We start from the raw sequence: 19,667 nt of genomic DNA, 5'->3' as shown, positions 1-19,667 counted from the left end.
CCATTTTGCGTTAACACGCGCAGCGCGTTAACGCGCAGCGCGTTGAGTTGTACAAACACGAATTTGCAAAACGCCTGGTCACAGCGTACGCTTGACCCTTGGTGTGGACGCTCCATGTCCACATCGTGTTCACGATCCCCCACCGCTCACGCAGATCGGGATCGCGCACGCCGACAAGAGATCTTGGGCAGGGCAGTCGCCCTGCGGTAATGAAGGAGAAACTACTATGGCAGCAGTGTGCCAGGTGACAGGAGCCGTTCCCGGCTTCGGTCACAACATCTCGCACTCGCACCGTCGCACGAAGCGCCGCTTCGACCCGAACGTGCAGAAGAAGACCTACTACGTGCCCTCGCTGCGTCGTAACGTCACCCTGAAGGTGTCCGCCAAGGGCATCAAGGTGATCGACGCCCGTGGCATCGAATCCGTCGTCAAGGACATTCTCGCTCGTGGGGTGAAGATCTAATGGCTAAGCAGCAGGACGTCCGTCCAATCATCAAGCTCCGTTCGACGGCTGGTACCGGTTACACGTACGTGACCAAGAAGAACCGTCGCAACAACCCAGACCGTCTCGTGCTCAAGAAGTACGACCCCGTAGTGCGCAAGCACGTTGAATTCCGAGAGGAGCGCTAAACATGGCTAAGAAGAGCAAGATCGCCCGTAACGAGCAGCGCAAGGTTATCGTCGACCGCTACGCCACGAAGCGCGCCGAGCTGAAGAAGGCCCTCGTCGACCCCGCCGGGACCGACGAGTCGCGTGAAGCAGCTCGCCTCGGCCTCCAGAAGCTTCCTCGCAACGCTTCGCCGGTTCGCCTCCGCAACCGCGACGCGATCGACGGTCGCCCGCGAGGCAACCTCTCGAAGTTCGGCATCAGCCGCGTTCGCTTCCGCGACATGGCGCACAAGGGCGAACTGCCCGGCGTCCGCAAGTCGAGCTGGTAACACCCGCTCAGTCGGAGCTCACATTCCGCTGACACAGCATCGCAACACCGAAAGGGCCGTCCGCATCGCGGGCGGCCCTTTCGCGTTGTCGGCGACAGCTGCAAGGATCGAACGATTCCCACATCCACCGAGGAGGCGCTGCTGGACGTCCGCACGCAACGAGCCATCGCCCTCCTGGTCGCCGGCTGCTTCTTCATGGAGAACCTCGACGGGACCATCCTCACCACAGCCGCACCGAGCATCGCCCGGGACCTCGGCACCTCGTCGACCGCCGTCGGGCTCGCCGTCACCGCATTCCTCCTCACGGTGGCCGTCCTCATCCCCGTCAGCGGTTGGCTGACGGACCGGTTCGGCGCCAAGCGCATCTTCGCACTGGCGATCGCGGTGTTCACGATCGCCTCCGTGCTGTGTGCGTTGAGCTCGAGCCTGCCGATGCTCGTCGGCTTCCGGGTGCTCCAGGGCGTCGGCGGGGCGTTGATGGTGCCGGTCGGCCGGCTGGCCGTGCTCCGGGTGACGCCCAAGGAGCGGTTGATCCAGGCCATCGCCCTCCTGACGTGGCCCGCCCTCGCCGCCCCGATCATCGCGCCGTTCCTCGGTGGGGTCATCACCCAGTACGCCTCCTGGCACTGGATCTTCCTCATCAACGTGCCGATCGGTGTCGTCGCGTTCATCGTGGCGCTCCGCATCGTCCCCGACTTCGCCGCCGACGAGGTGCCTCCGCTCGACTGGCTCGGCCTGTCGCTCGCCTGCGTCGGGCTCGCATCGCTCCTGGTGGCGGCGTCCCTGGTGTCCGGCGCCGGGTTCGATGCACGGTGGTTCGCCGGGTCGCTCGTAGCGGGCATCGTTCTGCTCGCCCTCGCGATCCGACACCTGTTCCGCGCGCCCCACCCGTTCGTCGACCTCCGCTCGCTGCGGATCGAGACCTTCCGCCTGGCCAACGCCGGCGGCAGCGTCTACCGGCTCGCGATCAGCGCCGTCCCCTTCCTCCTGCCGCTGCTCTTCCAGGACGCCTTCGGCTGGACTCCGGTGCAGGCGGGTTCGATGGTGCTCTTCCTCTTCGCCGGCAACCTCGCGATCAAGCCGGCGACGACCTGGATGTTGCGGCGGTTCGGATTCCGTCTGGTGCTCGTGTCGTCGAACCTGATCGGAGTCCTGTGCATGGCCGGGATGGCGTTCCTCACCGCCGACACGTCGATCGTGCTGATGGCACTGCTGCTCTTCGTCAGCGGGGTCGCCCGGTCGATCGGCTTCACGGCATACAACACCATCACGTTCGCCGACGTCGAACCCGCTGCGATGTCTCGGGCGAACACGCTCAACTCGACGCTGCAACAGGTCGCGAGCGGCTTCGGTGTCGCCGTCGGGGCGATCCTGCTGACGACCGGATTCTCCCTCGAGGACGGGGTCGGTGGCGGCCAGCTGCTGCCGTATCAGTTCGCGTTCCTCGCGATCGCCGTCCTGACCCTCTTCCCGACGATCGAGGCGTGGTTGCTGTCGCGAGCTGCCGGGCACAGCGTCATCGGGGTCCGCTGAGCGCTCGCACCGACGCCTCCCAGCTGGGAAACGACCGACACGCAGGCCCGATTGTCCGCGTAGAGCGGAGAAATCCGCGAAATCTCGCGGATTGCTGCTACATTCGAGGCGGTCACACCGACCAGTTGGTGCCGTATCAGCGACACCTTCGCTACCAACACATCAGCTGTACGTTGCAGCAACGTCCGAGGAGGACCCTCACAATGGCAAATTTGAACAAGACCGAACTCGTCGCCGCCATCGCCGCATCGACCGGCCAGAGCCAGGCGACCGTCGGCAGCGTTGTCGACGCGCTGTTCACCACCGTCGCTGAGACCGTCGCCACGGGCGGCAAGGTCTCGATCCCGGGTTGGATCGCCTTCGAGCAGACCGACACCGCCGCTCGCACGGGCCGCAACCCGCAGACCGGCGCCGAGATCCAGATCCCGGCCGGCAAGCGCGTCAAGGTGACCGCCGGCTCGAAGCTCAAGGCTTCCGTCAAGTAAGTCGTCGCGGGCGCGAGCCCGCACGGACTCGGACCGCGGAGACACTCCGTCGGTCCAGACCACACAGCAGGGCGTCGCGAGAGTGACGCCCTGCTGTCGTTCGTCCGGGTGCCGTCCGGGGCGCGGCGAGGTGTCGGCGGCTCGGCCTAGCATTGCTGTCATGCGGATCCTCCACACCTCGGACTGGCACCTCGGCCGTTCGCTGCACGGGGTCGACCTGCTCCCCTTCCAACGCGACTTCCTCGCGCACCTCGAGCAGACGGTCGTGGACAACGAGGTCGACGTCCTCCTCGTCGCCGGCGACATCTACGACCGCGCCATCCCCCCGGTCGAAGCGGTGACGCTGCTGTCGGAGTCGCTCGGGCGGCTGGCGGGCCGCACCCGGGTCATCCTCGCTCCGGGCAACCACGATTCGGCCATCCGGCTCGGATTCGGCGCCGCCATGCTGCGCGACGGGATCGACATCAGAGCCGACCTCGCGCGGATCGGCGAACCGGTCCTGGTGGACGACGAACACGGGCCCGTCGCCTTCTACCCGCTGCCCTACCTCGACCCCGACACCGCACGAGGGGTGCTCTCCCCGGACGACCAGCCGCTCGCGCGGTCGCACGCCGCCGTCATGGGTGCAGCCCTCGCAAGCGTCCGAGCCGATCTCGCGCAGCGTCGCGAGCATGGAGCGGTCCGATCGGTCGTGGCTGCGCACGCCTTCGTCATCGGCGGTCTCGCGAGCGACAGCGAACGCGACATCCGGATCGGCGGGGTCGATGCGGTGCCCGCCCAGCTGTTCGACGACTTCGACTACGTCGCGCTCGGCCACCTCCACGGTGCGCAGCGCGTCGGGGCCGCGACGGGCGCCGACCGCATGCGGTACTCCGGGTCGCCGCTCGCCTACTCCTTCTCCGAACGCAACCAGGTGAAGTCGAGCGTGCTGGTCGACCTCGCCGCCGACGGCTCCGTGCACCTGGAGCTACTGCCGGCGCCGGTGCCGCGTCGGCTCGTCGACGTCACGGGAACCCTCGCAGAGCTGCAGGGCCCTGCGGGAGACGACGCCGTCGACGCCTGGGTGCGCGCCACGGTCACCGACGACGTCCGGCCACCGGAGCTGTACGCCACCCTGACCCGGCGCTTCCCGCACCTGCTCGTCTGGTCGCACGCGCCGGCGAACCGCTCCGAGGAAGCGCGCGCCGCAGCCGTCACGGCGGTCTCCGACCCGGTCGAGGTCACCGCCGAGTTCATCGAGTACGCGACGGGTGCACCGGCGACGACTCGCGAGCGAGAGCTCATCGCAGCGGCGAACGAGGCCGCACTCGCCGCGGAGGTGAGCGCCTGATGCGGCTGCACCGACTCACGCTGCAGGCCATCGGGCCCTACGCCGGTGAGCACACCATCGACTTCGTCGAACTGGGGCGGGCTGGCCTGTTCCTCCTGGAGGGCCCGACCGGTGCCGGCAAGTCCACGATCATCGACGCCATCGTGTTCGGGCTGTACGGCGAACTCGCCGGAACCGGGGCCAGCAAGGACCGCCTCCACTCGCACCACGCGCAGCCCGGGACGGAACCGTTCGTGGAACTCGTGTTCGAGACCGGATCCGGCGTGTACCGGGTTCGGCGGACGCCGGCCTACCAACGGCCGAAGCAGCGCGGTGCCGGCTTCACCCCGCAGCAGGCGAGCGCCACCCTCGTCCGCCTGACCGACCCCGACGCACTGGCCGGAGAGACGCTGTCGACCCGCGCGCAGGAGATCGGTCCCGAGATCAGCCGGATCGTCGGTCTCTCCCGGGAGCAGTTCGTCCAGACGATCGTCCTCCCGCAGGGCGAGTTCGCGAAGTTCCTCGCCGCCGGCGGTGAGGAGCGCAGCGAACTGCTCCGGTCCCTGTTCGGGACGGAGCACTACGAGCGGGTCGCCAAGCACCTCGTCGAGCGGCGACGGCAGGCCCAACGCGACATCGAAGGCGCACGAGAAGCGCTGGGCCGCGCGATCGCCCGGTTCGCGGGAGCAGCCGAACTCGACGACGCACGGGAACTCGTCGCGGGCAAGGGGACGGACACCCCGGCCGGGATGGACGCCCTCTCGACAGTCGATGCCGAGGCAGTCGATCCCGCGACTGCCGGTGATCCGTCGACTGCGGATCCCGACCTCCACCCGGACGTCGCGGATGGCGAGCCCGAACCGGACATCGCGACCCTCGCGGTCCCGCTCGAACCCGATTCCGAAGACCTCGTCGGTGACGCCACGCGCATCGTCGCCGTCCTCGAGCGCCACGCCGCAGCCGACGCCTCGACCGCTGGCGAGGCGCGGGTCGCCCTGGAGCGCGCTCGCGCCGAACACGCCGCGGCCCAGACGCTGCTCGCGTCCATCGAACGTCGCGCGGAGCTGCTGACCGAGCGCGAGCTGCTCTCGGTGGACGACGAACCGGTCGCGCGGCTCTCCGAACGGATCGCGGCAGCGGCTCGAGCGGACACCGTCGCGTCCGCCCTCGCCGGAGCGGCCACGGCATCGGCGGCGCTCGAGGACGCCATCGCGTCGCTCGCCGCGATGGAGGAGCAGGCCGACGAGGCGATCGTCGCACTCGACGACGCGTCCGTCACCGCGCGCCGCGAATCCCTCACCGTCGAGCGGGCATCGATGGCGGCAGTGCTCGCCCTCGAAGCCGCCGACGCCGACCGCGAACGCGCGCTCGCAGCACTCACCGAGGAGCTCGCGACCGTCGACGAACGGCTCGCCGAGCTCGCAGCGGAACAGACGCGACGGGACGCCCGCCGGGCAGCGCTCAGCTCGGCACCGGAGCGCGCCTCGCGTGCGGCCACCGAGTCGGCCAGGGCCGCCCGGTCCGTCGAGCGCGCGGCCGAACGCCGCACGGTGCTGGATCGGGTGGACGCGGCCGACGAACGCCTCGCGGGGCTCGCCGACGAGGTCACCGAGGCCGCCACGGCCGCGAAGGCGGCGATCGACGTCGAGACGTCGCTGCGCCTCCGGAGGATCGAGGGCATGGCGGGTGAACTCGCCACCGGCTTGCGGGACGGCGAACCGTGCAGCGTCTGCGGCTCGCTGAGTCACCCGGCGCCCGCGGTGCTCGACGGAGACCACCCCGACGCGGACGCGGTCGACGCGGCATCCGTCGCTCGGGCCGATGCCGAGGCGACGATGCAGTCGGCGCAGAGCGCCCGGGACATCGCCCGGGCGGAGCGCCGTCGCCTCGTCGAGCAGTTCCTCGCGCTGGCCGACGACCCGGGCGACGTCGCCGCTGCCGGCTCCACCGACGCTTCGACGACGGCGACTGCCGGGTTCGACCCGGTCGCTGCGCGGGCGGCCGTCGATGCGGCCGCTGCGGAGGCCGATCGGCAGTACGCGGAGGCCGTGGTCGCCGCCGAGGAGGCGGACGCCGAGGTCGCGGAGGCCGGACGCCTCGCGGAGGAGCACCTGGCCGGCGTGGTCGCGGTGTCGGAACGCACCGCCACCCGGGCGACACTGACCGAGCGGCTCGCCGCCGCGCAGCGCGTCCACGAGCAGGCCCGCGCCGAGGTGGCCGGCGTCCTCGACGGCCGAGCGGCTTCACTGGCCGAGCTCGACGCGATGCTCGAGGCCGAGCTCTCCTCGCTGTCGCTGCTCGCGGCGGCACGGGCGACCGTCGCCGACCGGAGACAGCGTGACGCTGAGCGCGCGGTCGAGCTGGAGGCGGCACTCGAGCGGGCCGGGTTCGCCGACCGCGCGGCTGCGGAGGCCGCAGCCATGAACGGGGTCGAACGGGCGAGCGCAGAGGCGCGGGTGGCCGATCACCTGCGTCACACGACCGCGAACGCCGAAGCACTCGCGAGCCCGGCTCTCGCGGGCGTAGCCGGTACTGCAGCCCCCGACGTCGAAGCGACGGCCCGACGACTGGCCGATGCCGAAGCGGCGGCAGGCACCGCGACCGCGGCGGCCGCCGTTTCCGCACGACGAGCGACCAACGCGGCTGCCGCCTGCACGGCGCTCGCCGAGGCGGCCGACGAGAACGCCGACGCGGTCCGCGAGGCCGCGGCCGTCGTCCGCCTCGCCGACGTGGTGTCGGCCACGGGCAGCGAGAACAGCACGAAGGTCACCCTCGGCACCTACGTCCTGCTGCGCCGCTTCGAGGATGTCGTGGCGGCGGCGAACGCGCGCCTGGAGTCGATGTCAGGCGGGCGCTACGAGCTCGTCCGCAGCGACGTCAAGGAAGGACCCTCCCGCAGCCAGCGCGTCGGGTTGTCGCTCACGGTCCACGATCACCGGACCGACCGGCGTCGCGATCCGAAGTCGCTGTCCGGCGGCGAGACGTTCTACGCCTCGCTCTGCCTCGCGCTCGGGCTGGCGGACGTCGTGACGGGCGAGGCCGGCGGGGTCGAGCTCGGCACACTCTTCGTCGACGAAGGGTTCGGCAGCCTCGACCCCGAGACGCTCGACACCGTGATGGCCGAGCTCGGTCGGCTGTCGGCCGGAGGGCGCGTCGTCGGCGTCGTCAGCCACGTCGAGGAGATGAAGCAGCGCATCGGCGAACGCATCGAGGTGCGGCGGCTGGAAGACGGCTCCTCGACCCTGCTCGTGCGGGCGTGAGCGGCGCCCTTCGACAGGCTCAGGGACCGGTGGTTCGGCTGAGGGACCGGTGGTTCGGCTGAGGGACCGGTGGTTCGGCTGATCCCGCTGCGGTCGGGGTTCCCAGCAGCGCCGCGTAGGCTTGCAGCGTGAATCGTGTCGTCCGCCTCGCGGGTCCTGCCCTCCTGCTCCTCGTGGCCGTGGCGACCCTCCTCGCGGGTCTGGCCTTCGGCGGCGGAGCGGATGCGCAACTCCTGGGCGATCCCGGCGCCGTCGTGCGGTGGGGACTCCCGATCGCACAACTGCTCGTCAACCTGAGCGCCGCCGTCACCATCGGCGCGTTGCTCATGGCCTGCTGGGCGCTCAGCCCGGACCGGCGCGAGTACGGCGCGGCGCTCGACGTCGCCGCAGCCGGCGCCGCGGTCTTCACCGTCGCATCCGGCGTGACGGGCTTCTTCACCTTCCTGAACGTCACGCAGGTGCCGCTCACCTTCGACGACGCGTTCGGTGCGAAGCTCAGCCTCTTCTTCACCGGGATCGAGTCGGGCCAGGCCTGGCTGCAGACGACGCTCATCGCCGCGGCCGTCACGGTGCTCTGCTTCGCCGTCCGCAACCACACGGTGCTCGTGTTCGTCTTCGGGCTGTCCCTCGTGTCGCTGCTGCCGATGGCCCAGCAGGGTCACTCCGCCGAGGCGAGCGGGCACAACGCCGCCGTCACCGCGCTCGGCCTGCACCTCGTGTTCGCCGCCATCTGGCTCGGCGGTCTGCTCACGCTCGTCTTCATCCGCAAGACCCTCGAAGACGGCCGGCTCGCCCCCGTGCTCATGCGGTACTCGACCGTGGCACTCGTGTCCTTCGTCGTCGTGGCGGTCTCCGGGTATGTGAGCGCCGAGCTGCGCATCGGCTCGCTCGACCGCCTGGGCACCCCGTACGGCATCCTCGTCCTCGTCAAGGTCTTCGCCCTGCTGGCGCTCGGCCTGTTCGGTGCGCTGCAGCGTCGGGTGCTGATCGGTCGCATCGAGCGGTCCGCCGCTGCACGTGCGGACACCCCCGCGGGCCGCACCGGCACCTTCTGGTGGCTGGTCGCCCTCGAGCTCGGGTTCATGGGCATCGCCTCCGGTGCCGCCGCAGCCCTCGCGAAGACGGCCCCGCCGGTCGACCAGACCGTGCCGACCGCGCCGACACCCGCGGTGCTGCTCACCGGGGAGGAACTGCCGCCGGAACTGACCTTCGCGCGGTACTTCACCGAGTGGAACATCGACCTCCTGTGGCTGCTGGCCTGTGCGTTCGGCATCTTCTTCTACATCGCGGGCGTCGTCCGCCTGCACCGCCGCGGCGACTCCTGGCCGATCCTGCGCACCGTCAGCTGGGTGCTCGGGCTGCTCGTGCTCTTCTACCTCACCTGCGGCGGCATCAACGTCTACCAGCCGTACCTCTTCAGCGTGCACATGCTCGGACACATGGGCCTCACCATGCTCGTCCCCGTGCTCCTCGTCCCCGGAGCGCCGGTCACGCTGCTCGCGCGGGCGGTGCGGAAGCGCTCGGACGACTCCCGAGGAGGCCGGGAGTGGGTACTCCTGGCCGTGCACTCGAAGTTCGCGGGGATCATCTCGAACCCGATCGTCACCGCGGTGCTCTTCGCCGGATCGCTCTGGGTGTTCTACTACACGCCGCTGTTCCGCTGGTCGATGGAGGACCACATCGGCCACGAGTGGATGGTGGTGCACTTCCTCATCACCGGCTACCTCTTCGTGCAGTCGCTCATCGGCATCGACCCGGTCCCGTACCGCCTGCCGTACCCGATGCGGCTCCTGCTGCTCTTCGCGACGATGGCGTTCCACGCGTTCTTCGGGCTGGCGATCATCTCCTCGACCGGGCTGTTCCTCGCCGACTGGTTCGGGGCGATGGGACGCACGTGGGGGCAGGCGCCGCTCCTCGACCAGCAGACGGGCGGCGGGATCGCCTGGAGCGTCGGCGAGATCCCGACCCTGGCGCTCGCCGTCGCCGTCGCGATCTCGTGGAGTAAGAGCGACGCGAAGGATCAGAAGCGGCTCGATCGCAACGCGGACCGCACGAACGACGCGGAGCTCAACGAGTACAACGAGCGTCTCGCGCGCATGGCGGCCAACGACACCCGCTCCTAGTCCGCGAACTGTCACTCCGGAACAGTGTGAGGGGTGTCGGACTGTGCTGGAGTGACAGTTCGCGGGCTTCAGCGGAGGTCGATGTAGAGGGAGCCGTCGTCGCGGATCGTCACGAACGCCGACAGCGTGAACGGGACGTCCTCGTCAAGGGTCGAGACCGTGCCGTCGAACAGCGACTTCACGTCGACGACGAGGTGCGCGGCTCCGTCCGTCGCCGGCATCTGCCAACCGGTGTCGCCCGGCTGGACCGCCACCACGGGGTAGGCCGCGATGGACCACACCGGTAGGTCGTCCACGCGATCGCGGATCACCATGCCGAACGGGCACCCGGTGGGCTGGAGGACCTGTTGCGTGGCGCAGTTGTCGAGGTAGCCGTCGATCTGGGTCTGGACCTCCCCGACGAAGTCCGGGGTGGCACTCGCGGTCACCTCGGCGTCGACGACGCTCGCGACCTCGGTCGTCGTCGCCGTCTCCACCGATGCCGCCAGGTAGGTGGTGTCGACGTCGAAGTCGACGCTGCCCGGCGTGAAGGTGAGGAGCGGGATGGTGGAGGTGAAGGCCCCCTCGGTCCCCTCCGCGACACGGCGGGTGTCGAGCTCGAAGCCGTTCGCCCGGAACCCGGTCGTGTGCGCGACGGTCAGCTGGACGACGCTCAGGGGGCTCGTGTCGAAGCGCCACGACGGGAACAGCCCGAAGGTGCGCTCGCCGCTCGTGATCGAGAACGCCGTGCTGTGCGGCTGACCCGCGAGTCGGTACGAGAAGGTCACCTCGTGGGCACCCGATGCGGTCGTGACGTCGGAGACGAGGCGCACGTTCTCGATCGTGCCGAGCGCCTCGCTCCGGAGCAGGGCGTCCGAGCTCTCGGCGGGCAGGCCCGCGTCGGCGAGTTCGGCGGAGCTCAGGGCGACCCCGGGCAACGCGAGCGCGGTCGCGGCGTCGTCGTCTGCGAGGGCGTCGAGGTACCCGCGCGCGAAGGAACCGGCGCCGTAGACGTCGCGGGCGACGGCCGACCAGGCGGAGACGATGGCCGCGACGAGTAGTGCCGCGATGCAGAGCCACAGCACGACGGCGCGGACGAGCGCACCGCGCACCGTTCCCGGGCGTCGCAGCTCCCCACGTGTCGCGACATGGCTCATCCTGACATCCTAGGCGGGCACCTCGCATAGGATTGGAGGGCGAAAACGGGAGGGAACCGAAGCATCATGAGCGTAGCCCTCTCCGCCGAGCAGCAAGCCGTCTTCGACCGCATCGAGAGCACCCGCGAGCATCTGTTCGTCACGGGTCGGGCGGGCACCGGGAAGTCGACGCTGCTCAACCACCTCGCCTGGAACACCTCGAAGCAGCTGGCCATCTGCGCCCCGACGGGTGTCGCCGCGCTGAACGTCGGCGGGCAGACGATCCACTCGCTGTTCCGCCTGCCGATCGGGCTCATCGCCGACCACACGATCGACCAGAACGATCAGACCCGCAAGCTGCTCAACTCCATCGACACCCTCGTCGTCGATGAGGTCTCCATGGTGAGCGCCGACCTCATGGACGCCATGGACCGGAGCCTCCGGCAGGCCCGGCAGCGGCCGCGCGAGCCGTTCGGCGGCGTGCAGATCGTCCTCTTCGGCGACCCGTACCAGCTCGCTCCCGTGCCGGGCAGCCTCGAGGAACGGGCGTACATCGCCGACACCTACCGCTCGTTCTGGTTCTTCGACGCCAAGGTGTGGTCCGAGACGCCGCTGCAGCTCGTCGAGCTCACGGAGATCCACCGCCAGCACGAGGCCGAGTTCAAGTACCTCCTCAACGGTGTCCGGCACGGCCAGGTCACCGCCGAGATGGCCGGCCGGCTGAACGGCATGGGCGCCAGGATCCCACCGGAGGACGGCGTCATCACCCTCGCGAGCCGCAACGACACCGTCGACCGCATCAACAAGGCGGCGCTCGCCAAGCTCGACGGCAAGCCGCTCACCGCCAACGCGGAGGTCTCGGGCGACTTCGGCGGGCGGGCGTTCCCCGCCGACGAGGCCCTCGACCTCAAGGTCGGTGCGCAGGTCATGTTCCTCCGCAACGACAGCGAGCGTCGCTGGGTGAACGGCACGCTCGGGACCGTGGTGAAGATCGACTCCACCGTCTGGGTCGAGGTCGACGGCGAGCAGTTCGAGGTCGAGCCGGCGACGTGGGAGAAGTACAAGTACTCCTACTCCTCGGTGACGAAGCAGCTGAAGCGCGACATCGTGGCCGAGTTCACGCAGTTCCCGCTGCGGCTCGCGTGGGCGGTCACCATCCACAAGTCGCAGGGCAAGACCTACGACCGCGCGATCGTCGACCTGGGCAGCCGCGCGTTCAGCCCGGGGCAGAGCTACGTCGCACTCAGCCGCATCTCGACGCTCGACGGTCTCTACCTCTCCAGGCCGTTGCGCCCGAGCGACATCATCGTCGACACCGACGTGAAGCGGTTCATGTCGGGGCAGTAGCGTCTCCGGTCTCGGCCGAAGCCGTCCGGTCCCTGAGCCTGTCGAAGGGCGACGTCGCAACGGTCGCACCTGCCCTTCGACAGGCTCAGGGACCGTGTTTGGGCTCAGGGACCGGGGTTGGGCTCAGGGATCGGCAGAGTTTGTGCGAGCGGGACCACATCCGAAGAACTACGATTATCGCTCATGACCTATGGACAAGCTCAGTGGCCGCAGCCCGGTCCGATCACCGCCTGGCGCACGCTCGAGCTGAACGCCAGCAAGCCGCCGTTCGCCGGATACTGGGGGTTCATCCCACTCGTCGTGCGCATCGACGGCTTCGAGCACCGCCCGACCTGGGGACCGTCGCAGTTCACGGTTCCAGCCGACCGTCCCGTGCAGGTCTCGTGCTCGATGGCCTGGCTGTGGGAGTTCGGCCGTGCCGACTACCTGCTGCAGCCCGGCGAGGCGCCGACGCTGGACTACATCGCGCCGGCGCAGCAGTGGGTCTCAGGCTCGCTCGCACCGAGAGGTCAGGCGGTCATCAAGGGACGCGGCGCGCAGATCGCGGTGTACGCCGTGCTGGCAGTGATCTTTATCGCGATACTCGGTATCGTCCCGCTCGCGTACCTCATGACCTGAGCGCCCGTCGACGCCTCGCGCTGACCGGCCTGGTCGAGGGAGGCCAGACCTCAGGTCCGGTCGACGGCCCGGAGGAGGATCGCGCCGAGCTCGGCCGGCTTCGTGAACTGCGGCCAGTGGCCCGTCGGCAGGTCGACGAACTCGACGTCACGCAGCCGTGCCAGTTCCGCGACGTACGGGTGACCCTGTTCCATCAGGCCGCGCAGCATCTCCGAGGAGAACTCGCACGCGACCACGGTCGCCGGGACGGACAGGCGGCGGTCGTCGTCGGAGAGCTGCTGTCGGTCGACGGCGACGCCCTTCGGTTGCGGGACGGCCCTGGCCCGGAATCGCTCGCGGAGCTCGTCGTCCAGATCGACGAGGTCCTCGGCGTCGAACACCGCCCAGTCGGGCAGCGGGATATCGGAGCCCGACGAGGGGAGTTCCTCGTTGATGCACGCGCCGTCGGCGAGTGGACCCGAGTCGACGTACACGGCGCGGACGACGCGGTCAGGGCGGGCGTCGATCGCGGCGGAGATGATGGCGCCACCGCCGGAATGTCCGACGAGCACGACCGGCTCGGTGCCGGCGTCGATCTCGGCGACCACGGCGTCGACGTGGTCGCGGAGGCCGATGCCGGCGCGGCCGGCAGTGACGCTCTCGAGGCCGGGGAGGGTGAGCGGTCGGACCCGATGGCCTGCCGCTTCGAGCGGGGGTGTGACCGCGCTCCAGGAGGATGCGTCGAGCCAGAAACCGGGTACGAGGATGACGTCCATGCCCGAGATGCTACGCCGGGCCTGCGAGCGGCGGGAGGGGTGCTTCGCCGCCCGCAGTTCGTTCGCCCAAGAATGGGCGAATGAACACCCGTTCGCCCAAGAATGGGCGAATGGACGGACGGGTCAGGCGACGGCGGTCGCTGCGGCCTTCGCGGTCGCGAGGTCGCGGAAGAGGTCGGTGTTGAAGCGGTACGCCACCATGACCTCGTCGATCACGCGGGCCTGCTCCTCGTCGTCCCACGGCACGGCGTCGAGCTGCTCGCGGTAGGTGTCCTTGAACTCGCGCGGCTTCGCGATGTCGCCGAAGAGGTAGAAGCCGACACCGTTGGTGTCGAAGCCGAACTGGCGCTGCATCAGCGTGCGGATGATCTGCCCGCCCGAGAGATCACCGAGGTACCGGGTGTAGTGGTGCGCGACGAAGCCGCCGGGCCAGACGGCGCCCACCTCGTTGATCCGTGCCACGTACCGGGCGGTGGTGGGGAGCGGGGTGATCTGTTCGCGCCAGTCCGGACCGATGAGGAACTCGAGGTCCTGCACGATGGCGGGAAGCCGCGTCAGCTTGTCGCTGATGAACGGAGCGGCGACGGCATCGGCGCGCATGCGGTCGGCTGCGGCTTCGAGGGCCTCGTAGATGAAGAAGTGCTGCGCGACGAGGGCGATGTAGTCCTCCTTCGAGCCCTTCCCGGTCATGAGGTCGCTCATGAAGTCCGCCCCCTCGCTGGAGGAGTGGCCGGATGACGTGCGCTCGCGCAGGGCCTGGGAGAAGGGGATCACAGTGCTCATGTCGGACTCCGCGTCGGCTGGTTCGGTAAGGGTTGCCTAAGTGTAACGGGCCGGACTCGTGAGCGGGAGGGTGGATCTGTCGCTGTGGAGGGAATCAGTGGCTGCTGTGCAGGGAACCGTGCGGGACCGCGAACGCGCCCGCGTTGGTCTGGGCCAGTGCCGGGGTGGTGATCGCCGCCACGACCGCTGCCCCGGCGAGCAGGGTGAGCACGTACCGTCCCGTGCTCGGCTCGCGATGTGGCCGGCGGTTCGCGCGCGTCACTAGGGCGTCGAGCTCGAGTTCGTCCGGCGCCGTCGATGCGAGGGTGACCCGCCGGAGTCGCCGTGCGAGCACCCCGGCGACGACGAGCAGCAGGACCGTGGATGACAGGGTCGGCAGGAACGGGGGCACGGTCGTGACGCCGAGGGAGGCGAGTCCGTACAGCGCCACCCAGACGACGACCGTGCCCACCGCGCCGGCGAAGGACGCTCGGAGGCCCGGCACCCGGTCGCGGACGAGGACCACGACGGACCACAGCAGTGCGGCGACGCCCAGGGTGACGAGCGGGATCGCGCCCACGGGGGAGGACCCGGCACCGGTCGCGATCAGCACGAGACCGGCACCGAGTGTGCACATCGCGAGCAGGCTGTTCGAGATCGACGTCGTCCCGGAGCGGACCGCTGTGCCGGCGCCCGCCCGGGCGTCCTGACGTTCGACGGAGACCGACATGTCAGGCCGTCGCCACCCGGTGCGTGCGCTTGTCCGCAGCCAGTCCGGCACCGAGCAGCACCACGGCGCTCGCGAGGTGGAGGAAGTGGTCGGCCGTGTTGAGCGCGAGGATGTTCAGCGCGGAACCCACGATGAAGAAGCCGACGACACCGAGCAGGAGGTAGAACCCGCCGATCACCGTGTTGACGGTCTTGGCCGCGACGACGTTCGAGAGCCCGGCGATGAGCAGGGCCGCACCGATGAGGACGTGCGCGATGTTGTGCAGCGGGTTGACCTCGAAGATCCCGAGCAGGAGGCCGCCCTCGGTGGTGAGGAACGGCAGGCCGCCCGCGACGATCCCGCCGAGGAGTCCGACGACCACGTAGACCGCGCCGAAGACGGTCGCGAGGAGCCGGTTGGGTGAGTGGAGCATGGGAGCCTCCTGAGTTCGGTCGAGCCCCGGGCTGATCCGAGGCATTGAAGGGTTCGGAGGTCGGCCGCTTCGCGGTTTGGTCCAGACGACCGACCAGCCGATCGTCCGATTTCTGCATCTGGTATTCCAGTTGTAGGCTGACCCGGTCCCGCTGAAAGGTCCCCTCATGCTCCTGCATCCCGCACGCGCCGCACGGCGTGCCACTGCCGCCACCGCGCTGGCCCTCATGAGCGTGTTGGCCTCACCGGCCGCGTCGGCGCTCGCCGAGTCGCCCCGGTCCGCTCCAGTGGAGCCCGCCGGAACGATCGCAGACGCGACCATCGCGGACGTCCTCAACGCCCGCTACGCGGACACCGCCAGGTCCTGCGACGGTGGCGAAGCCGCCTACTTCTGCAACGGCGTCGTCGTCCGCACCACCTCGACGGTGCTCCCGACCCCGCTCCAGATCTCCCGCGACGGCGCCTCGTTCAGCTACCTGCGAGCGGATCTCGGCATCGAGACGCTCTGGCCGGCCGCGTCTGCCGGAATGATCCTGCAGCCGTGGGCCGACCAGGAGTCGCAGATGCGGCTCCGGTGCGCGTTCCCCTCCGACGCCGCGACCAACACCCGACCGGACAGCTGCGACCGCTCGACCGTCGAGGTGGAGTACGGCAATCCCGAGGGCAGTAGTGCCCCATGCCTGGAACAGGGCATCGACTCCGGCGTCGCCTGGTCGCGGCACTTCGACAGCCTCGAGTGGAAGAACGGCAACTGTGCCTTCGGGGCGGATCTCGACGGGTTCGCCGCCTCATTGGAGATGCGCGCGCTCCTCCCGGTGGACGACTACCTGGACGCCCTGTGGAACGAGGTCGTGGTCGGTGCGTGGACCGTCGAGAGCACGCCGGAGCTGCCGGTCGAGGCGTTCTTCTTCATCGAGGGGAAGCCCGGCGGCCTGGAAGCCGCGGAGGCGCTGCAGGACGAGTTCGCGGCATTGAGCGGGCGGATCGTCCCGATCGTCGGGATCGACTTCGACCGGGAGGCGCCCTTCATCCCGGTGCCGTCGTCCGAGCTGTCGGTGACGTCACCAGCCGCGCAGGTCGGAGAGGCGCGGCCCGAGTTCGCCGGCCGGGCGACGCCCGGATCCTCGGTCGTCGTGCTCGATGCCGCCGAGCGGACGGTCTGCGCCGCCACGGCCACCGATCGAGGCCGGTGGGCGTGCACCCCCGACGTCGCGTTCGCTCCCGGGGCGCACGAGATGTCCGTCGTCGAGACGTCGACGAACGGCGTCGTGTCCGTCGCCCACGCCTTCCAGTACCTCGTCAACGCGGCACCCCGGATCATCTCCCCGGCCGCCGGGGAGCGAATCGTCGGCGAGCGCGTCGTCGTCACGGGTGAGGCCGAACCGTCGAAGTTGATCGAGGTGCGTGAGGCGGGGAGCTTCCTCTGTCTCACCTTCTCGACCGCGGCCGGAACGTTCAGCTGCACGGTCGAGTCCGTCGGTGTGGGCGAGAAGCGGTGGACGGCGACAGCGAACGCCGGCGTCGCCACGAGCCCCGCCACCGAGTTCTCGTTCTCCGTCGCGCTGGAGGATGAGACCGGGCCGGTCACTCCGGAGGACCCGGGCACGCCCGTCGAGCCGCCGGTCACCCCGGTCGACGGCGGTGCTGGACCGGTCGCGGACACCGCTGGGCCCGCGGAAGCGGACCTCGCCCGCACGGGAGTCGGCGCCAGCGGCACGCTCTGGGCTGCGGGGTTCCTCGTGCTCGCCGGCCTCGTGCTCGTGGTGCTGCGCGTCGGCCGGTCCCGCTCGGCGGGGATTCGCGGCTGACCGGCCGAGCGGGGCACGGTCCGTCTCCTGACCGCAGCGATCGTCCGGCCGTCGTCGCTCAGTCGTGCGGGCGTGGCTCCACACCCAGACGGGCGCACGCGGCGTCGTAGAGGGCGACGACCTCGCGTCGGATCTCGCCGCGCTCGGTGATCGTGCCGGCGGGCCAGGGCGCCCGACCACCCGCGGCGGTGCCGTCGACCGTCCAGGTCCACTCGCCACCCGTCCCGTCCAGCGCGATCATGGTGGCGGTCTCGGCCGCCGGTTCCAGGAAGGCGCGCACGATGAGCAGGTTGTCGTCGGGATGGTCGCCGTTCATGTGCGCCAGGACGGCGTCGACGGTGGTCTGCGGGAAGGCGTTCGAGGTCACCTCTCCAGGGAACACCATCACCGGGCCCGGCACCAGGCCCGCCGCCCGAGTGACCGGCGCGCGGCGTGCGACCGCAGCTCCCAGCCGCGCCCGGTTACAATCGGGAACAGTCTGCAGCTCCGCAGACCGCTCATCAGGGGGATGACTTGACTGCAACAGCTCCGAGGCGACGGCGTCTCGCCGCACTCCTTACCGCGGCGACCCTCGCGACGGTGCTCGTCGGATGCTCGGGCCCCTCGGTGTCCGACACCGACTTCCCCGACCAGGTCAGCGGCACACTCGCCGGCGACACGACCGACGCCATCACAGCGGCGGTCGAGGCCGCCGTCACCCAGTCCGGATCCTCCGGGGCCATCGTCGGCGTCTGGGCGCCGTGGGCCGGGAGCTACACGGCCGGCGTCGGCACGACCGAGCCGGGTGGCAAGACCAAGATGGATCCGTCCATGGTCTACCGCATCGGCGACACCACGCGCCCGATGACCTGCACCGTGCTCCTCGAGCTCGTCGACGAGGGCAAGATCAAGCTCACCGACCAGGTCCACAAGACCCTCCCGCAGGTCCAGGGCATCGAGGGCATCACCTACCAGCAGCTGTGCAACGGCACGTCGGGGCTCGGCACCTACACGCCCGCGCTCAACGCCCAGTTCGTCACCAACCCGACCCGCAACTGGTCGATGGCCGAGATCCTCGCGAACGGCCTCGCGAGCGGCACGCGGACGGCTCCGGGGGCGCTCTTCGGCTCGAGCGACACCGGGTACATCCTGCTCGGCATGGCGCTCGAGGAGCTGACCGGTCAGTCGTGGCAGTCCCTGTACGACCACTACGTGTTCTCGCCGCTCGGCATGTCGAAGTCCAGCTTCCCCGACGCCTCCACCGTCGAGCTTCCGGGGTCGCACCCCAAGGGGTACCTGACGCCGCGGGTCGCGGACGGCACCTACCAGTGCGACGCACCGACGGACGAGACCGAGCTGTCGACCTCGATGGTGTGGACCGCCGGTGGCGTCGTCTCCTCGGTCGACGATCTGCGGAAGTTCACCCAGTCCTTCGCGTCCGGCTCGCTGCTGAACGACAGCACGTACAAGAAGCAGTGGAAGGACCCTGTCTCGCTGGGTGAGGCTGAGCCGACCTGGAAGAGCTTCGGCGTGGGTGGGTTGCAGATCGGTCCCCTCCGGGGGCAGGCCGGCGCGATCCCCGGCTCGCTCTCGGCGGCCTTCTCCGACCCGACCTCCGGACTGACGGTCGTCGTCATGCTCAACAACTCGACGCTCGGTGCGGGCTTCGCGCAGACGCTCGCGATGCAGCTCGCGTCGATCGGTGCGAAGGCGGCACCGGCGAGCGGGCAGAAGGCCCCCGAGATCGCACTCCCGTGGTCCGAGCAGCAGATGGCGGAGCAGCTCGCCGCCGCGGCGATGGTCTGCGCCCCGCCGGTCGCCCCCGCCGGGTAACGGAGGCATCGGCACGGCGCCGCCAGCGGACTGTGGCGGCGGATCGCGGCACGATGACGCTTTCGCGAGGGCGCTGGGCCATGCCGCTTCCTAGAGTGAACCCATGACGACGAACACCCCCGACGACGACACCATCGTCCCGGATACGAAGAACTGGACCTGGGTCCTCGAGCGCGCCTGTCCCGAGTGTGGGATGGACACGTCGCGGTTCGGGTTCCGGGAACTCCCCGGGTTGATCCTGGCGAACGCCGCCGCGTGGCCGGCGGTGCTGGAGCGCGCCGACGTCCGGGAGCGGCCCGACCCGCAGACCTGGTCGCCGCTCGAGTACGCGGCCCATGTGCGTGACGTGTTCCGCATCTTCGACGTCCGGCTGCGGCTCGTCCTCGACGAGGACGATCCTGCGTTCGAGAACTGGGACCAGGATGCGACGGCTCTCGAGGAGCGCTACGGCGAGCAGGACCCGAACCGGGTGTCGGCGGAGCTGGTGGAGGCCGCGACGGTGCTCGCCGCAGCGTTCGAGCGGGTGCCGGATGAGGCGCTCACGCGGACGGGGCGACGGAGCGACGGCGCGCGCTTCACGACCGAGACCCTCGGCCGCTACTTCATCCACGACCCGGTGCACCATCTCTGGGATGTGACGAGATCGCAGTAATGGTCGTCA

At 69.9% G+C, this 19,667-nt stretch carries 19 protein-coding genes; 13 read left to right on the top strand and 6 right to left on the bottom strand.

Annotated elements, in window-relative coordinates; genetic code table 11:
• Window positions 1-226: 226 nt before the first annotated feature.
• The 8 genes from rpmB to IFR14_RS20160 all read left to right on the top strand — a co-directional run bounded on the left by rpmB (window position 227) and on the right by IFR14_RS20160 (window position 9,648).
• Window positions 227-463 carry a 50S ribosomal protein L28 gene (rpmB, locus tag IFR14_RS20195; protein ID WP_056010522.1) on the top strand — a complete coding sequence of 79 codons (237 nt, stop codon included), beginning with the start codon at window positions 227-229 and terminating at the stop codon, window positions 461-463.
• Entirely contained in the window at window positions 463-630 is a 168-nt protein-coding gene (gene rpmG / locus IFR14_RS20190; RefSeq protein WP_056010525.1) for a 50S ribosomal protein L33, read from the top strand. Before rpmB ends, rpmG begins: the two co-directional genes overlap by 1 nt.
• Before the next feature lie 2 nt (window positions 631-632).
• The gene (rpsN, locus tag IFR14_RS20185; protein WP_064294760.1) at window positions 633-938 is read left to right on the top strand and encodes a 30S ribosomal protein S14; all 306 of its coding nucleotides are present in this window, start codon (window positions 633-635) and stop codon (window positions 936-938) included.
• Window positions 939-1,052: 114 nt separating this feature from the next.
• Window positions 1,053-2,471, top strand: a complete 1,419-nt coding sequence (locus tag IFR14_RS20180; RefSeq protein WP_342365774.1) for a DHA2 family efflux MFS transporter permease subunit — start codon at window positions 1,053-1,055, stop codon at window positions 2,469-2,471.
• 203 nt (window positions 2,472-2,674) lie between these two features.
• Window positions 2,675-2,956 (top strand): HU family DNA-binding protein, encoded by a 282-nt coding sequence (locus tag IFR14_RS20175; protein WP_064294762.1) that lies wholly within the window; start codon window positions 2,675-2,677, stop codon window positions 2,954-2,956.
• 160 nt (window positions 2,957-3,116) lie between these two features.
• Entirely contained in the window at window positions 3,117-4,286 is a 1,170-nt protein-coding gene (locus tag IFR14_RS20170) for an exonuclease SbcCD subunit D (RefSeq protein ID WP_191942083.1), read from the top strand.
• Window positions 4,286-7,525 carry an AAA family ATPase gene (locus tag IFR14_RS20165; RefSeq protein ID WP_191942082.1) on the top strand — a complete coding sequence of 1,080 codons (3,240 nt, stop codon included), beginning with the start codon at window positions 4,286-4,288 and terminating at the stop codon, window positions 7,523-7,525. The genes IFR14_RS20170 and IFR14_RS20165 overlap by 1 nt, the downstream gene beginning before the upstream one ends.
• Before the next feature lie 128 nt (window positions 7,526-7,653).
• Window positions 7,654-9,648: a cytochrome c oxidase assembly protein gene (locus tag IFR14_RS20160; RefSeq protein ID WP_079707440.1), complete on the top strand. Its 1,995-nt coding sequence runs from the start codon at window positions 7,654-7,656 to the stop codon at window positions 9,646-9,648.
• 68 nt (window positions 9,649-9,716) lie between these two features.
• On the opposite strand, the gene IFR14_RS20155 is transcribed toward IFR14_RS20160, so the two are convergent.
• Window positions 9,717-10,784, bottom strand: a complete 1,068-nt coding sequence (locus IFR14_RS20155; protein ID WP_191942081.1) for a hypothetical protein — start codon at window positions 10,782-10,784, stop codon at window positions 9,717-9,719.
• A gap of 66 nt (window positions 10,785-10,850) precedes the next feature.
• Here IFR14_RS20155 and IFR14_RS20150 point away from each other — a divergent pair, with 66 nt between their 5' ends.
• Both IFR14_RS20150 and IFR14_RS20145 read left to right on the top strand, forming a co-directional pair.
• On the top strand, window positions 10,851-12,110 hold the full coding sequence (locus tag IFR14_RS20150; protein ID WP_194719016.1) for an ATP-dependent DNA helicase: 1,260 nt from the start codon (window positions 10,851-10,853) through the stop codon (window positions 12,108-12,110).
• Window positions 12,111-12,293: 183 nt separating this feature from the next.
• Window positions 12,294-12,728 carry a hypothetical protein gene (locus IFR14_RS20145; protein WP_191942080.1) on the top strand — a complete coding sequence of 145 codons (435 nt, stop codon included), beginning with the start codon at window positions 12,294-12,296 and terminating at the stop codon, window positions 12,726-12,728.
• A gap of 50 nt (window positions 12,729-12,778) precedes the next feature.
• Here the strand turns inward: IFR14_RS20145 and IFR14_RS20140 are convergent, their stop codons facing one another.
• The 4 genes from IFR14_RS20140 to IFR14_RS20125 all read right to left on the bottom strand — a co-directional run bounded on the left by IFR14_RS20140 (window position 12,779) and on the right by IFR14_RS20125 (window position 15,387).
• Complete coding sequence (locus IFR14_RS20140) at window positions 12,779-13,483, bottom strand: alpha/beta fold hydrolase (protein ID WP_191942079.1); 705 nt, start codon at window positions 13,481-13,483, stop codon at window positions 12,779-12,781.
• Window positions 13,484-13,606: 123 nt separating this feature from the next.
• On the bottom strand, window positions 13,607-14,266 hold the full coding sequence (locus IFR14_RS20135) for a biliverdin-producing heme oxygenase (protein ID WP_079707436.1): 660 nt from the start codon (window positions 14,264-14,266) through the stop codon (window positions 13,607-13,609).
• Window positions 14,267-14,360: 94 nt separating this feature from the next.
• Window positions 14,361-14,975, bottom strand: a complete 615-nt coding sequence (locus tag IFR14_RS20130; protein WP_191942078.1) for a hypothetical protein — start codon at window positions 14,973-14,975, stop codon at window positions 14,361-14,363.
• Between the two features lies 1 nt (window position 14,976).
• Window positions 14,977-15,387, bottom strand: a complete 411-nt coding sequence (locus tag IFR14_RS20125; RefSeq protein WP_137244279.1) for a DUF4383 domain-containing protein — start codon at window positions 15,385-15,387, stop codon at window positions 14,977-14,979.
• Window positions 15,388-15,553: 166 nt separating this feature from the next.
• Between IFR14_RS20125 and IFR14_RS20120 the strand changes: the two genes are divergently transcribed.
• A complete protein-coding gene (locus IFR14_RS20120) occupies window positions 15,554-17,194 on the top strand; it encodes an Ig-like domain-containing protein (protein WP_191942077.1) in 1,641 nt (546 codons plus the stop codon).
• A gap of 58 nt (window positions 17,195-17,252) precedes the next feature.
• Here IFR14_RS20120 and IFR14_RS20115 read toward each other — a convergent pair whose 3' ends face one another.
• The gene (locus IFR14_RS20115; protein WP_342365764.1) at window positions 17,253-17,561 is read right to left on the bottom strand and encodes a DUF2470 domain-containing protein; all 309 of its coding nucleotides are present in this window, start codon (window positions 17,559-17,561) and stop codon (window positions 17,253-17,255) included.
• 146 nt (window positions 17,562-17,707) lie between these two features.
• Between IFR14_RS20115 and IFR14_RS20110 the strand changes: the two genes are divergently transcribed.
• Together IFR14_RS20110 and IFR14_RS20105 are read left to right on the top strand one after the other, a co-directional pair.
• On the top strand, window positions 17,708-19,006 hold the full coding sequence (locus IFR14_RS20110; protein ID WP_191942075.1) for a serine hydrolase domain-containing protein: 1,299 nt from the start codon (window positions 17,708-17,710) through the stop codon (window positions 19,004-19,006).
• A 103-nt stretch (window positions 19,007-19,109) separates the two neighbouring features.
• Window positions 19,110-19,658 (top strand): DinB family protein, encoded by a 549-nt coding sequence (locus IFR14_RS20105; RefSeq protein WP_191942074.1) that lies wholly within the window; start codon window positions 19,110-19,112, stop codon window positions 19,656-19,658.
• Window positions 19,659-19,667 lie beyond the last annotated feature (9 nt).

The organism is Plantibacter sp. CFBP 8775 (genome assembly GCF_014839505.1).
Classification (GTDB): Bacteria; Actinomycetota; Actinomycetes; order Actinomycetales; family Microbacteriaceae; genus Plantibacter; species Plantibacter auratus.
Note: the sequence above shows the minus strand (reverse complement) of the source record. Positions and strands in the feature narration are given on the sequence as shown.

What these genes read in the sequence shown, in the direction of transcription:
- IFR14_RS20120 (WP_191942077.1), top strand. Translation starts at nt 15,554, where the DNA reads ATGCTCCTGCATCCCGCACGCGCCGCACGGCGTGCCACTGCCGCCACC.
- IFR14_RS20145 (WP_191942080.1), top strand. Translation starts at nt 12,294, where the DNA reads ATGACCTATGGACAAGCTCAGTGGCCGCAGCCCGGTCCGATCACCGCC.
- IFR14_RS20105 (WP_191942074.1), top strand. Translation starts at nt 19,110, where the DNA reads ATGACGACGAACACCCCCGACGACGACACCATCGTCCCGGATACGAAG.
- rpmG (WP_056010525.1), top strand. Translation starts at nt 463, where the DNA reads ATGGCTAAGCAGCAGGACGTCCGTCCAATCATCAAGCTCCGTTCGACG.
- IFR14_RS20125 (WP_137244279.1), bottom strand. Translation starts at nt 15,387, where the DNA reads ATGCTCCACTCACCCAACCGGCTCCTCGCGACCGTCTTCGGCGCGGTC.
- rpmB (WP_056010522.1), top strand. Translation starts at nt 227, where the DNA reads ATGGCAGCAGTGTGCCAGGTGACAGGAGCCGTTCCCGGCTTCGGTCAC.
- IFR14_RS20170 (WP_191942083.1), top strand. Translation starts at nt 3,117, where the DNA reads ATGCGGATCCTCCACACCTCGGACTGGCACCTCGGCCGTTCGCTGCAC.
- IFR14_RS20165 (WP_191942082.1), top strand. Translation starts at nt 4,286, where the DNA reads ATGCGGCTGCACCGACTCACGCTGCAGGCCATCGGGCCCTACGCCGGT.
- IFR14_RS20135 (WP_079707436.1), bottom strand. Translation starts at nt 14,266, where the DNA reads ATGAGCACTGTGATCCCCTTCTCCCAGGCCCTGCGCGAGCGCACGTCA.
- rpsN (WP_064294760.1), top strand. Translation starts at nt 633, where the DNA reads ATGGCTAAGAAGAGCAAGATCGCCCGTAACGAGCAGCGCAAGGTTATC.
- IFR14_RS20140 (WP_191942079.1), bottom strand. Translation starts at nt 13,483, where the DNA reads ATGGACGTCATCCTCGTACCCGGTTTCTGGCTCGACGCATCCTCCTGG.
- IFR14_RS20130 (WP_191942078.1), bottom strand. Translation starts at nt 14,975, where the DNA reads ATGTCGGTCTCCGTCGAACGTCAGGACGCCCGGGCGGGCGCCGGCACA.
- IFR14_RS20155 (WP_191942081.1), bottom strand. Translation starts at nt 10,784, where the DNA reads ATGAGCCATGTCGCGACACGTGGGGAGCTGCGACGCCCGGGAACGGTG.
- IFR14_RS20175 (WP_064294762.1), top strand. Translation starts at nt 2,675, where the DNA reads ATGGCAAATTTGAACAAGACCGAACTCGTCGCCGCCATCGCCGCATCG.
- IFR14_RS20150 (WP_194719016.1), top strand. Translation starts at nt 10,851, where the DNA reads ATGAGCGTAGCCCTCTCCGCCGAGCAGCAAGCCGTCTTCGACCGCATC.